The organism is Ureibacillus massiliensis 4400831 = CIP 108448 = CCUG 49529 (assembly GCF_000772965.1).
Taxonomy (GTDB): Bacteria; Bacillota; Bacilli; order Bacillales_A; family Planococcaceae; genus Ureibacillus; species Ureibacillus massiliensis.
Genome location: NZ_JPVQ01000036.1, coordinates 1 through 14,247, shown reverse-complemented (window position 1 = coordinate 14,247; position 14,247 = coordinate 1). Strand labels below are relative to the sequence as shown.

General features: G+C 32.4%; 14 protein-coding genes and 1 pseudogene. 13 read left to right on the top strand and 2 right to left on the bottom strand.

The features are described 5' to 3' along the window. Positions 1-92 precede the first annotated feature (92 nt). From CD30_RS15080 to CD30_RS20680, 10 genes are all read left to right on the top strand, one after another. Positions 93-461, top strand: a complete 369-nt coding sequence (locus CD30_RS15080; RefSeq protein WP_036178536.1) for a hypothetical protein — start codon at positions 93-95, stop codon at positions 459-461. Between the two features lie 264 nt (positions 462-725). Further along, the gene (locus CD30_RS15075; RefSeq protein ID WP_170933669.1) at positions 726-1,763 is read left to right on the top strand and encodes a metal ABC transporter solute-binding protein, Zn/Mn family; all 1,038 of its coding nucleotides are present in this window, start codon (positions 726-728) and stop codon (positions 1,761-1,763) included. A 299-nt stretch (positions 1,764-2,062) separates the two neighbouring features. Then, positions 2,063-2,692 carry a YdhK family protein gene (locus CD30_RS15070; protein WP_036178532.1) on the top strand — a complete coding sequence of 210 codons (630 nt, stop codon included), beginning with the start codon at positions 2,063-2,065 and terminating at the stop codon, positions 2,690-2,692. 487 nt (positions 2,693-3,179) lie between these two features. After that, the gene (locus CD30_RS15065; RefSeq protein ID WP_170215855.1) at positions 3,180-3,803 is read left to right on the top strand and encodes a peroxiredoxin family protein; all 624 of its coding nucleotides are present in this window, start codon (positions 3,180-3,182) and stop codon (positions 3,801-3,803) included. Between the two features lie 145 nt (positions 3,804-3,948). Then, the gene (locus tag CD30_RS15060) at positions 3,949-4,278 is read left to right on the top strand and encodes a four-helix bundle copper-binding protein (RefSeq protein WP_036178528.1); all 330 of its coding nucleotides are present in this window, start codon (positions 3,949-3,951) and stop codon (positions 4,276-4,278) included. A 199-nt stretch (positions 4,279-4,477) separates the two neighbouring features. Further along, the gene (locus tag CD30_RS15055; protein ID WP_036178526.1) at positions 4,478-5,419 is read left to right on the top strand and encodes a cupredoxin domain-containing protein; all 942 of its coding nucleotides are present in this window, start codon (positions 4,478-4,480) and stop codon (positions 5,417-5,419) included. A 374-nt stretch (positions 5,420-5,793) separates the two neighbouring features. After that, on the top strand, positions 5,794-6,000 hold the full coding sequence (gene copZ / locus CD30_RS15050; RefSeq protein ID WP_036178524.1) for a copper chaperone CopZ: 207 nt from the start codon (positions 5,794-5,796) through the stop codon (positions 5,998-6,000). Between the two features lie 603 nt (positions 6,001-6,603). Further along, entirely contained in the window at positions 6,604-7,488 is an 885-nt protein-coding gene (gene pdxS / locus CD30_RS15045) for a pyridoxal 5'-phosphate synthase lyase subunit PdxS (protein ID WP_036178522.1), read from the top strand. A 1-nt stretch (position 7,489) separates the two neighbouring features. After that, on the top strand, positions 7,490-8,095 hold the full coding sequence (gene pdxT / locus CD30_RS15040) for a pyridoxal 5'-phosphate synthase glutaminase subunit PdxT (protein WP_036178521.1): 606 nt from the start codon (positions 7,490-7,492) through the stop codon (positions 8,093-8,095). 480 nt (positions 8,096-8,575) lie between these two features. After that, on the top strand, positions 8,576-8,701 hold the full coding sequence (locus CD30_RS20680) for a hypothetical protein (protein WP_268871098.1): 126 nt from the start codon (positions 8,576-8,578) through the stop codon (positions 8,699-8,701). Positions 8,702-8,854: 153 nt separating this feature from the next. Here CD30_RS20680 and spoIIP read toward each other — a convergent pair whose 3' ends face one another. After that, entirely contained in the window at positions 8,855-9,679 is an 825-nt protein-coding gene (gene spoIIP, locus CD30_RS15035) for a stage II sporulation protein P (protein WP_036178518.1), read from the bottom strand. Positions 9,680-9,916: 237 nt separating this feature from the next. Between spoIIP and CD30_RS15030 the strand changes: the two genes are divergently transcribed. Beyond that, positions 9,917-11,458: a multicopper oxidase family protein gene (locus CD30_RS15030; protein WP_036178516.1), complete on the top strand. Its 1,542-nt coding sequence runs from the start codon at positions 9,917-9,919 to the stop codon at positions 11,456-11,458. Positions 11,459-11,627: 169 nt separating this feature from the next. Here CD30_RS15030 and CD30_RS15025 read toward each other — a convergent pair whose 3' ends face one another. Beyond that, positions 11,628-12,167: an FRG domain-containing protein gene (locus tag CD30_RS15025; RefSeq protein WP_235802073.1), complete on the bottom strand. Its 540-nt coding sequence runs from the start codon at positions 12,165-12,167 to the stop codon at positions 11,628-11,630. A gap of 60 nt (positions 12,168-12,227) precedes the next feature. Between CD30_RS15025 and CD30_RS15020 the strand changes: the two are divergent. Together CD30_RS15020 and CD30_RS15015 are read left to right on the top strand one after the other, a co-directional pair. Next, positions 12,228-12,693, top strand: a pseudogene (locus CD30_RS15020) (cation diffusion facilitator family transporter); the annotation flags it as partial. A 171-nt stretch (positions 12,694-12,864) separates the two neighbouring features. Next, a complete protein-coding gene (locus tag CD30_RS15015) occupies positions 12,865-14,046 on the top strand; it encodes a DNA topoisomerase (protein WP_268871099.1) in 1,182 nt (393 codons plus the stop codon). Positions 14,047-14,247 lie beyond the last annotated feature (201 nt).

The window sequence follows — 14,247 nt, the reverse complement described above, 5'->3', positions numbered from 1 at the left end:
CGAATTTTCCTTTAGTATTAAGTTTCTCGAGCGTATAATAAATAAAATAATGAACAAGTGCATTCAAAATAAGAAAAGCGAGGTGAGTTTATATGTGTATAAATAGCGATTTTATCGAAAATCATTCATATCGGGTTTATGAGGAAATACGTAAAAATTCTTTGTACAAAGTAGCGAGAGTAGAATTTTCAGAGGGTTATTGTTGGGAACCTCAATTTCAAACTTCACAATTTAATAGCAATGACCTTATTACAAAAATAATTCTAGAAGATGACAATAATAACTATTTTACTGTTAATCCTGATGACTTTGGCTTAAGGTTTGCAAAGGGAGAGATCAATTATAAAGAATATCTTAAATTTCAAAAAATAGATGACGTTAAATGGATAGGCTATTCAATTCTGGGAGTTGGGATTTTGATAGCAATGATGTTTACAATGTATATTTATTTTTTGAATTAATGATTGAAAAAATAGCCTTGTTAATCCACTGTTGACGAGGCTAACTTAATTTTCTCCTTCAGATAAGCCCGTCGTTTTGAGTATTATACTTTACAAATTAATTACTTCATAATACTTCGAATAAAATTCCCCCTCGCTAATACTTAATTCCACTATTACTTTTTTAGAGGTTTTTTAGAATTATAAATTAATAGTTGCAATATGTAATGTGATTGGATATTATTTAATTCGTTAATAGTAACCATTACGATTTGGAGGTAGGGAATGTTGAAAAAATATTTTTTAACACTATTGTTTCTTTGCTTCGTTATTCTAGCAGCATGTAGCAATGAAGCTGTACAGAAAGAACTGGGGAATGAAAGTACTGAAGAAGCAACAAAATTACAGGTTTATACAACGGTATATCCATTAAGTTATTTTGCAGAACGTATTGGTGGAGAATTTGTTAAAGTGTCATCTGTTTATCCCCCGGGGGCAAATGAGCATTCATTTGAGCCAACGCAACAAGATATGATTAAGTTAGCAGATTCAGATTTGATATTCTACATCGGTTATGGTCTTGAGGGTTTTATTGAAAATGCACAAGAGACATTAAAAAATGAAAAAGTGGAGTTTGTTGCTACAACAGTCAATATACCTGAAGAAAAGCTTAATATGAGTACCGGTGATTCACAAGATGCACATTCAGAGGAAGATGAAGATGCCCATGCTGATGAAGTACTCACTAATGAGGAGGTAACTATTGAATCCGAAGATGTACATACAGAACATAATGAAATAGATGCTCATGTATGGCTTTCTACATCTCTTTCTGCAGATCTTGCGTTAGCTATAAAGGATACACTTACAGAAAAAATGCCAGAACAGGCTGATAAGTTTGAAGCAAATTATCAAACATTAGTTAACGAATTAGAAGCACTAGATATTAAGTTTAAAGATATGGTGGCTAATGCTGATACGCAAACATTTTTTGTATCACATGCAGCTTTTGGATATATTGCTGGGGAATATGGTTTGCAACAAGTACCAATTGCTGGTCTGAATTCGCAAAATGAACCTTCACAAAAGGAATTATTAGAGGTAGTTGCTTTAGCAGAAGATTTAGAAATTCAATATATTTTATTTGAGCAAAATGTTTCTTCTAAATTGGCAGAGATTATACAATCTGAAATTGGAGCGGAATCACTTACATTGCATAATCTAAGTGTCCTTACCAAAGAAGATATTGAGAATAATGAAACGTATTTCACTTTGATGGAGCAAAATATTGAAACTTTTAGAAAAGCGTTAGGGAATAAATAGTTACTTCTAATTATGTAATTTTATTGATTAGATATAATTTAAAACTCGTTTCAAGTGTATTTTAATCTAAGAAGGTTAAGGTTACTTTTAATAATGGAATTCTTGAGAAAATTACCAAAGTAATTGTGAACTTTGGTTGATGTTAACAAGGGAAAATCTATGGCGCTCTAATAGCACCTTTTTATAATCTAATACCCTAAGTAAGCAAAAAATAGAGTTTGTATTTTATTTTAATCTGCATAATTTCTGCAAATTTTAGGATTATAATTACAATGAAAATAACTTAGGGGGTATTTAGAATGAAAAATAAAATAATGTTTGGAATTATTTCGTTTTTAGCAGTTTTAACACTTTCTGCCTGTGCAGGTGGAAATAACGAAGAAACAACTGAGAATGAGACTGTTCAAGAAGAGAATAATGATATGGCTGGTCATAACATGGATGGAATGGAGGAATCAGAGGAAACTGATGATATGCAAGGTATGGACCATTCTAACATGAATCACTCAGGATCAGGTGAAGTTCCAGAAGGTTTAATTGAAGCTGAGAACCCAACTTTCCCTGTTGGCAGTAAAGCAATTATTGAATCAGATCATATGTCTGGTATGAAAGGTGCAGAAGCAACAATTGTGGGTGCTTATGATACAACAGTATATACTGTCTCATATACTCCAACTACTGGTGGTGACCCAGTTACAAATCATAAGTGGGTTATCCATGAGGAATTAGAAGATGTTGGTGAAGAATCTTTAGAGCCAGGAACTGAAGCAACAATTAATGCTGATCATATGGAAGGTATGAAGGGTGCTACTGCTACAATAGACTCCGCTGAAGAAACAACCGTTTATATGGTTGACTTTACTTCTACAACTGGTGAACAAGTAACAAACCATAAATGGGTAACAGAAAGTGAATTATCAGCTCAATAAATTAATCTTAAAACAGGTGTCCAAATATGGACTGTTGGCAAAATGGAGTTTTCCGAAAAGTTGAATAAAGACTTTGATTTGCTCCCTATTAGATAGGCAGATGAACATATAAAATTCATCTTATCTAATAGGGGGCTTTTCTTATAAAAGTTACATTCCTAAAAATAGTAGAACGTTCCTGTTTTCTGATAAATATTCTTATACAAACAGTTGCAGTAGAGGTTGAAATTATAAGCCGTACAAAGTAATGTTAACCATCTTTATTTCCGTGTTGTATTTTAGTACTTCGTTAAATTAATTAAAAAGTAATGTCTGGTTTTTACTAAATTGCATTACATAGTGGAAGGCATTAGGAATCCTGATTTCGAAAGGAAACAATTAAAACACTTAAACATCTGGTCTTATTAAGGATTGAAGTATGGTTCAAAAAATCCTAATCGTTTATCCTATGAACATTACTTATATAACCAATTAGGAGGTATATATGTTGAAAAAATATATCCCTGTAATTTTCATTTCTTTACTTATTAGCTATGTCATTTTTGTTTATTTATTTGAAAAAAATACCATTAATATTAGTAAAACAGTACATGTTAATGAGCAAGTAAACTTAAATGAATCCCCCAAAAACACACCGGCTGAAATGACCGAAACAGGTTTAACAGGATCCGTTAAAAACTATCAAAAAGTTACACTTGCTCCACAATTTACATTGAAAAATATGAATGGCACAGCCGTTAATCTTTCTGATTTTAAAGGTAAGATAGTAATATTAAACTTTTGGGCCACTTGGTGTCCACCATGCAGAGAAGAAATGCCTGATATGCAAAGGTTTTATGAAAAAAATAAAGAAAACGGAATTGAAATCGTTGCCGTTAATCTAACTAATCTTGATAATGGTGTACAAGCAATTGAATCATTTATACAAGATTATGGTTTAACCTTCCCGATATTATTAGACAAAGATGGTGTTGTTGGGAGTATGTACGAAATTTTAACGATACCAACAAGTTTTATTATAGATACTGATGGGGGAGTTTTCCAAAAGATAGTTGGACCAATGAACGAACAAATGATGAATGAAATAGTTAGTTCAATTAAAGGTGGTTGATGAAAAGTACGGGAGTATAAACTAACCTTGTTTGAAATATGGGAGAAATGTTGATGAGACTTACCCAATTTTTTTGACCTTAGTTTAAAAAATAAGGCAATGTACATAATACTTTTGAACTTAATATTATTGGAGGTAATTAAAAATGAACATGAGTTTACAAGAATGTATTAAAGCTTGCCTGGAATGTATGGAGGCTTGTAATGGATGTTATGATGCATGTTTAAAAGAAGAAGATGTAAAAATGTTAACTGAGTGTATACGCTCTTTACGTGAATGTGCAGACATTTGTGCCTTTGCCGCGAAATCAATGCAATCAGATAGCCCGTATATAAAACAAATTTGTCAAGCATGTGCAGATATTTGTCAATCTTGTGGTGACGTATGTAAAAAACATGAGCATCATGAACATTGTAAACAATGTGCTGAATCTTGCTACAAATGTGCAGAAACTTGTCGAAAAATGGCTGTATGATTTATTAATGAAATTAGCGAGAAAAAATTATTTAGTAAAAAATAATGCTTGTGGGTAAAGAATACCTTCAAGCATTTTGTTTTTAAGAATTAACTATTTTAATTTGATAATACAAATGATTATAAATAATTTATAAATAAAGATGCATACCTATAAAGGGTATATAATATATTTTTATATACTACGAAAGGATGGAGATGTGGACTACTATCAAACATTTATATTAACTTCACTACTTGTTTTGACATTAGTAATCACAATTTTATCAAGTAGAATGAAGAGCGTGATTACTCCAATGCAGGGTATGAGCATTACGATGTTTTTTAGTATGAATATGGGATTAACTGCTGGTGTTCTACTAGGTGGTTACCTACAAGGGAATTTGTACCAATCGACAATTCTTTCAATTGTTATAGGAGTAATAGCTGGCTTATTATGTGGTATTAGTTTTGGAACAATTTCTTGTTTAGAAGGAATTATGTCTGGTTTAATGGGTGGAATGATGGGTGCTATGCTGGGAGAAATGATAAATGGAGAGCAGTTAGTTAAATTAGTAAGACTATTCTTACTGCTAACTATTTCAACAATCTTTTTATTTTTAATTTTTCCTAATAAAAGTAATCAGAAGGGCGTAAATAATAAAATTTGGCTACTTAAACCATTACTTCTTGTGTCTATAATTTCTTTTTACTTATTTGGTGGGGTTTCTTATGCTGAGAATAGGATTAAATTAGCAACTAATCCGCCTTTACATAATGAGCATACACAAATAACACCTTCAGAAAAAAATGAAGTTAAGGAATCAAAAGAAATTATTATAAAGATTCTCGATATGAGATACTCGCCATCAAATTTTGTTCTCGAAAAAAATCAGCCAGTTAAGCTTATTCTCAAAAATGAAGATACCGTCGAACATGATATTGAAATTAAAATTCCAACAAATAGTAAAGAGGAATCCGAAGATAATCATGAAAACCATGGAAATGAAGGGAATCTAGAAAATACTATTCATCTTCATACAGGACCTAAAGAAGAGCAAATGATTATTTTCACTCCTACAGCATCAGGATTATATGAATTCGTTTGTACGGTTCCTGGACATAAGGAGTCGGGTATGGTTGGTTGGATTACGGTTACCTAAGATGGAGTTTAGGACAAATTATATTAATCTTATATGTAAGGTTTAATTATAATAATTTCTTCTTCAAATCGTTCTTATAACTATTGTTATTTTATTAAAAAGTATCCTGAGATTATTCTGAAAACTTTAATTATTTCGATTTAAGGTACGGCAATCGTGAATTAATAGGGTTTAATTGAAAGAGAAACTTATTGTGATGGTTTTAACACAATTATCTGCTACTAATGCTGTGTTTAATAGTGTAGCAATCCTACTTCTTAAAGTGCATATGAAAAGTATGTTGTTAATTGTATACAAGAAGGGGATTTAGAACTTTTAAATGAAATGCTTGTCCTATTCAAATATTAATGGAAAAATAAAAGGAGAGAACTAGTATGGGAAATGTAACATTAAACGTAAACGGAATGTCATGTGGTCATTGTGTAAAATCGATTGAAGGTAGTGTTGGATCGTTAGATGGTGTTGAACTAGTAAAAGCTGATTTAGTCGCTGGTAAGGTAAACGTTGAATTCAATGATGAAAAAGTAACACTCGAAAAAATTAAAGAGACAATTGAAGATCAAGGATATGATGTTGAGTAAAAAGATATAGGGTGCTTCATTAGCACTGTATTTCTTCTTAAAGTTTATACTCCGTAGTGGTATGCTAAATAGAGTGAAGGCAAGTTGGGTAGTGAATTAGAAACAAGTCTACAAATAACAGGTATGACTTGAGCACCTTGTGAAGCAAGTATAGAAAAAAGTGCTAAGTAGCATGGAAGGTGAAGAACAAAGCAAAATTTTTGTTATTTTATAAACATGAATGGCTTGCCAATGTTTTCGAAAAGCCTGTTTTTTTCTTCATATTTACGAAAACTCTCACCTTTTTTCGAGGATAATGCACCTCCATCATTTGACAATTAAATGCTATTATAAGGATCCTTCCTTCTGTGGTTATTTCGTAGTTGCTTAAACTTAACAGAAAAGGATTCTTTTTAATTTATTTCACAGTTGAAGACTGATTGAAAAGATTGTATTAATAAATCAGGTTTATATGTCTAGAATATCGAGTCCTTTTAAACATATTGTTGCAGATTTATAAGTTGTCACCTCCAACTGACCATGTAAAATTTTAGGAAATTGGCTCTTTTTATGTAGTCAATCTTCATTATAATAAAAATTATAATAGGAATGGGGGTTATGTTAATGGTACAAGTTGGAACTGATAGGGTCAAACGTGGAATGGCAGAAATGCAAAAGGGCGGCGTTATTATGGACGTCATTAATGCAGAACAAGCAAAAATTGCAGAGGCAGCGGGAGCAGTGGCAGTAATGGCACTAGAACGAGTACCATCGGATATTCGAAAAGCTGGCGGTGTTGCTCGTATGGCTGATCCTCGAATTATTGAAGAAGTAATGGATGCAGTAACAATTCCTGTTATGGCAAAAGCACGTATTGGTCACATTGTAGAAGCACGCGTGTTAGAGTCAATGGGTGTTGATTATATTGATGAAAGTGAAGTTTTAACACCTGCTGATGAGGAATTCCACTTGCTTAAGAGTGATTTTACCGTGCCATTTGTTTGTGGGTGCCGTAACCTAGGAGAAGCAGCACGACGTATTGGAGAAGGGGCTTCTATGCTTCGTACAAAAGGTGAACCAGGTACGGGCAACATTGTAGAAGCAGTTCGTCATATTCGCGAAGTAAACGCACAAGTACGTCGTGTGGTTGGTATGAGTAAGGGTGAATTAATGACAGAAGCAAAAAATTTGGGAGCACCATTTGAATTACTATTGGAAATTAAAAGGTTAGGTCGTTTACCAGTTGTAAATTTCGCTGCGGGTGGTGTTGCAACACCTGCAGATGCAGCGCTAATGATGGAACTGGGAGCAGATGGAGTGTTTGTTGGTTCCGGTATATTTAAATCAGAAAATCCTGAGAAATTTGCACGGGCAATTGTCGAAGCAACAACACATTACAAAGACTATAAACTTATTGCTGAAATTTCGAAGGAACTTGGAACACCGATGAAGGGAATTGACATTGCTACACTAGATGTAAGTGAACGTATGCAAGAGCGGGGTTGGTAATATGACAAAAATAGGGGTCCTAGCATTACAAGGTGCAGTAAGAGAGCATATTCGACATATTGAATTACTTGGTTGTGAAGCTATTGCAATAAAAACAATTGAAGATTTGAATGGTCTTGACGGTCTAATTTTACCTGGTGGTGAAAGTACAACAATGCGTAAACTGTTAGATCGCTACCGCTTATTGAAGCCAATACAAACATTGGCACAGCAGGGAATACCGACGTTTGGGACCTGTGCTGGACTTATATTATTAGCAAAAAAGATTACAGGTTTCGAAAAATCTCATCTCGGCATAATGGATGTTGTGGTAGAAAGAAATTCTTTTGGTCGACAATTGGATAGTTTTGAAGTTGAATTATCGATTCCATCAATAGGTGACGATATTCCAGCAGTTTTTATTCGAGCGCCACATATAGTATCTACCGGTGATAATGTTGAAATACTAGCAACATTTGAAAATCGAATTGTTCTTGCAAAAGATGGTCAATTTTTAGGCTGCTCTTTTCATCCCGAGTTAACAGAAGATGTACGTGTACTTCAATATTTTATTAACATGGTAAATGATTACACAAAGTCTTCGCGTACAACAGTAAATTCCATATAGTATGGTATCGTTGATTTTCAAAATTGTTAAATCAATGATAGGAAGTAGTAACAAGTAAGTTTATTTAAGAGAGTTAGCAAGTTCGAGGAAGCTAAAATAGACTTATTTGAATCCATAATAGAGAATCAGAGTAGATGGTTAAGTAAATTTTGGACGGATAAAAAGTCGTTTCTTTATTAGTAGATTGGATTTCTCCTGTCTTACTTATTTACTGTGGGCAACGCCGGGTAGCTCTCGTCTCTTTTGGGATGGGGGCTATATTATTTCTCTATATATTTTTATAGTAGCGTTTCCTAATTATTTAAATTAATAGAAATAATATTGGGATATTTATTCAACGTTTGACAAGTACAAAGTTATTCTATGTAAAACAGGCACAACGCATTCAGAGCAAGGGATATCATTAGGCAATTCAAAATGAGAGATTGTAGGTAAATATGGAGTTATTTCTATAAAAGAAAAGAGACAGGGGTAAATGTCATGGATAATTTGGTAAAGGATGTGGAAAACTATGGAATTTATTATAATGGTTGGAAAAGGCCAACTATATTAATATTAAAAGCTCGTGGGGAATTTTGTATTACTCATATTAAGAAATCAATCTAAAATATCTGTGCTAACGAACGCTTAATAAACAATGTAATTGTTCTTCCGCAATCGACCGATTGCGGAAGAAATTAGAACAAAATGAACATACTTTTATAAAAACTATATATTCAAACTTATTAAATAGTGATACAAGTCTACAAGTCTCTTCAATTAATTTGTTTCAACAGATGAATCATCTTGTAAAACTATAGAGATTGCTTGTGCGAGTACAGAAATCGTACGATTAATCTCTTCCTCTGTATTCTCAATACCTCCAAGTTCTATCAAAACCATATTATTAGCTAAATCTTGATTATATATACCGTCAACATGTTCCCCTTTTTTACCTATTACACCGCGTGATATTCCAGGCACCAACTCATTCAATTTATCAGAGATTTTTTTGGCATATGACTGATTAATTAAGTAGTTTGGATTATCTTCTCCTACAACAAAATAGAGTTTTCCATAGGTCTGATCCTTATAAGTAAGCGTTGATATATCTTTAGAAGCTGAGTCTCTATGTAGGTCAATGATTAGATCATAGGTATTATTTTGGATTTCGTTTGAAAGATGAGGTCGTACAACATCATAAGCTTCTGAGAATGTGCGATTTGTTTTTTTTAATTCATCCATTGTATCAAAGTTAAGAAATTTTGTGTTTAGGGAATTAACGTTAAAGTGCATTTTTATAATTTCTTCAAATTCAGTAATGTTTGAGTTTGAGTGATAAACAGCTTTTTCTCCACTTATATTTTTAACTATGGGAATAAAAGCTTCATGGGAATGTGTAAAAAGCAACAACACATTCTTTGATATTGTCGGTTCCAAAGTATTAAGAGGTACAGTAGTCGTTGTAGGAGCTAACACAAGTTTTTTAGGTGATTGCTGCTCTTCAACTGCTACTTCCTGAGTTATACTAAAAGAACTTGCAATTATCGGTGATAGAAATAATAGTAAAAAGAATCCAATAAAGAAGACTAGTTTATATTGCATCATTTATTCACCTCAAACAACTATATGTGTGAGGGTTACCTATTATTTATATAAGTGTAAAAATAAATGGATTTGTAATATTTACCGTTAGTAATATTACTCACTATAATTTAAATTACATTATGAATTTTTTATGAACTTGATAAAATCTCCTTTATCATAGTTTGATATGTGCATAATTTCTCCATAATTATTTGTTACATTTTGATTGTAATCAAATTTTAGGGAGGAATCAGTATGAAATCCAAGTTATGGATGACTGCATTAATAGCAAGTGCTGTAATTGCTGGAGGTTGTAGTGCAAGTAATACAAATTCAGATTCTGAAGAAATGGATCATTCCAATATGTCTGAAGAGGAAATGATGGACATGGAGGGTATGGATCATTCAAACATGTCCGAAGAAGAAATGATGAATATGGAAGGAATGGATGCGGAAAACGGCCATGCTAGTCATACTAATCCATTAGAATTAAATGATTCTACAGGAGAAAACGAACTAGCGCTTCCACCATTAGTTGAACCTAAAGATGGAATTGTTGATATCACTGCTCAACAAGGGAAAACTGAATTCTTTGATGGTATCCAAACTAATACATATGGATATAATGGTTCATTCTTAGGCCCTGTTATTCGTGTTAATAAAGGTGATACAGTAACATTCAGAACAAAAAATCAATTATCTGAACCAACGACATTCCATTGGCATGGAGTTGATATTCCAGGTGAAGGCGATGGAGGACCACATCAAATACTAGAACCAGGTGAATCAGAAGATGTAAAATTTACTGTTAATCAAGGTGCGTCAACTCTTTGGTTCCATCCACATCCTGAAGGTGCTACAGCTGAACAAGTATACAAAGGATTAGCAGGGTTGATTTATGTGGAAGATGAAAACTCTAAAAGCCTAGGATTACCTGATGAATATGGAGTAAATGATTTCCCACTAATATTCCAAGACAAACAATTTAATGAGGGTAAACAATTTGATTATCAAGCTGTGCGTAACGAAGACGGAACAATTGGTGACACAATGTTAGTAAACGGAACTCTTAATCCTAATCTGACAGTAGGAAAAGAGAAAGTACGCTTACGTTTATTGAACGGATCTAATGCACGTAAATATACGTTTAAATTAAACACAGGAGATACATTCCTGCAAATTGCTACAGATGGTGGATTCCTAAATGAACCAACTGAGATGTCAGAAATTACATTAACACCAGGTGAACGTGCAGAAATTATCGTTGATTTTTCTGAATATGATGCATCTAGCAATGTAGCCTTAGTTAATGAGGCAGGTTCTATCCTATTGCCATTTAAAATCGATGTCCAAAAAACAAATTCAATAGAAATTCCGAGAACGTTAAATGATTATGTAGTAACAGAAGAAGAAAAAAATTTACCAGTTACAAAAAAGCTTGAATTATTCGGAATGGGCGAAATGGTATATATAAATGACAAACAATTTGATATGAACCGAATTGATTTTACTCAAAAACAAGGTGAAACAGAAATTTGGGAAATTTATAATAAACCTGATGCAATGGGGGGCATGACACATCCATTCCATATCCACGGAACACAATTTAAAATAGTATCAATTGATGGGAAAGAGCCACCTGTAGAATTACAAGGTTGGAAAGACACTGTTGCAATCGAACCAGACCAAACAGTGAAACTAGCTGTTAAATTTAATAATAAAGGTATCTACATGTTCCACTGTCACGTTCTTGAACATGAAGAGAATGGTATGATGGGACAAGTTGAAGTAATTTAAGCCTATTCATATAGACAGTGCAAAATCTAAAGTTTTATAAATAAAAGAACTAAAAGATTTAATGAAACATATTTAATTAAAAGCCTACAAACCTAATATAAGTTGTAGGCTTTTTAATTAATTAACCCCTTAAGTAACGGTATGGATTCTTAGCTGGTGTATTTCTCCTTTATATTAGAGCAATATTATCATAGTCACTATACAGAAGTTTTTCATTTAACTTTTTTAAATATTTATAAAATTGAAAAGGCTTTTTCTTTTCAAAATCCCTAAATAAATTATACATCTCCCAAAATATATCGCCCTTATTATAAGCAAAATGCTCCAATAGATTTTCATTTTCAAGTTTAGATACTATATTTGTAATGTTTATAAGGTTATTTTCTAATAAATACACGAAACCATGTTTTTCATCGTTTTTTTCACCTGCTGGATTAGTGTATTTTTGACATTCAAAATACAAAGCTACTAATGGAGAGGTAGTTATATCTATGAGATTGGTAGGAATGCCATGATGTTGAGAAAAAGCTGTGAAATGCATTCTTTCATCTATAGATAACTTGTGCCAAACTTCCCGTTTGAATTCATTTTGCATATCAAGAAACGATAATGAATGATCTCTAAGAGCAGAAGAAGTTGTTTCGTAGTAATTTGTTGGTTCACCTCTTAGAAAAAAATCTGCATATTCTCCAGTTGTAAATAAATGTATATAACTGGGTAAATCCTTAACTAAAATTTCTTTAGGTGTTGGTAGACCTCGAATTTTTCTAATAGAAGATTAGCAAATAAGATTAATAGTAAAGCGGTTACGGCAACCGCAAAAGACAACCTTTCGGATGCATGGGTAAGTATGGAGACAGCGTTAGGTATTTTAGGTTCTCAACTTAACATGCCCTGGCTTGATACGTTAACTGCTATTGCTGTAGGGCTTTTAATATGTAAAACTGAATGGGATATTTTTAAACAAGCATCACATGAACTTTCAGATGGATTTGATGTCGAAACAATCTTCATTTATCGATTAGCCATAAATAATTTAGATGAAGTTAAAGGAATTAAAGAAATTAAAGGGAGAAATTACGGCAATAATGAAGTTATTGATACTGTAATTCTTGTTAATTCTACGTTAAATATTAAAGAAGCTCATGATATAGCCACTAAAGTAGAAAAAGTTCTAATGGATGATTATGGTGTATTACGATTTTCATGTCCACGTTGAGCCAGATATAAAATAGTACATTAAATTTTGAAAAACATTTATAATTAAGGCAAATGTACTTACGATTGTTTTACTTTCAACATACATTACAATGCAAGACAATTTTCTTTTAGTAGATACATCATCAGGGAAACACCTAATTGTTAAAATTAGGTGTTTTCAAACATAAGTATTAACTTATTAACTTATTCCATTAAGTCCACTTTCATTAAGTCCACTTTTTTATAGATACAGGACAGAATCTAAGCATCTACCGATGAATTTTGCAAAGACGATTGAAAACAATTTAGGATCATTATGTAACTTACCAGAATATAAAGAGATTGTTCCTTCTATTTTGCAAAATAAAAAGCATATTGAATCAGTTAGGCAGTCAAAAAAATACGTGGATGATAAAAAGCTTACTGATCACCATGCCATTACCCTAACGGAAGTTGCCATTGGTAAGAAAAAATTGTCACCAAATGAATTAAAAATTTATCACTTAGTGGCTAAAAGACTAATGTCCATCTTCATGCCTCCATATGTCATTGACAAAACGGCAGTTATACTAGAATCAAACAATCAGTTTTTTAAAGCAAATGGCAATATGGTTATTGATAAAGGATATAGTGTTCTTTATGAAAACTTTAGGAAAAAACAAGAACAACCATTACCGAATCTGACAAAAGACATGGCGCTAAAAATAAAAAAAAGTAATATCCTTTCAAAACAAACAGAACCACCTACACGGTATACCGATAGTACTCTGTTAGATGCAATGTACCATGCCGGAAGATTTGTAGAAGATAAAGAATTGCAACGTGTCTTAAAAGACGCAGAAGGAATAGGAACCTCAGCTACTAGAGCTGAAATTATTGAAAAACTGATTTCAATTGGAATGATTGCTCGAGAGGGTAAAACATTTTATGCTACTCAATTTGGGATTGATGTGATAAACAGCATAGGAGAGCATGATATTGTATCTCCGGTTTTAACAGCTGTATGGAGTAAAAAATTAAAGGACATTGTAGATGGTACATTAAGCTCTAGCTTCTTTTATCAAGAAATGCTCAACTTTGTTAAACAAGCAACCTCCAGTTTCATGGAATTAAACATGCAAGTTGAAGAAAAGCAAGTGAATGTGGTTGGGAAATGCGTAAAGTGTGGAAAACCAGTTATAGAGGCATTTAAAGTATATCATTGTACAAACAAAGAATGTAAATTTACGATTAGTAAAACAATCATGAAAGGTAAAATTACTCCAACTGACGTAAAGAAATTGCTCATAGGAAAAGAAACACGAGAAATTCGTTTTACTTGGAAAAGTGGAAAGAAGGGCAAAGCTAAGTTAAAGTTAGTCGGAGAAAAGTTAGAATTTATCTTTTAAATTTTAGTGACATTTTAGTGTATGTCTATTCTTTATTTATAAAATTTCATATGTTAAAGATAGAAAACCATTTGCTACTTAAAAGCTCTTGATTTAAAATAGTTTAGATGGTTTAAAATTGCTAAAAATTATTAAATGAGAAATAACAGAATTGCTATATAATAAGAAGACAAAAAATGATAATATTATATTCAGTTAAGA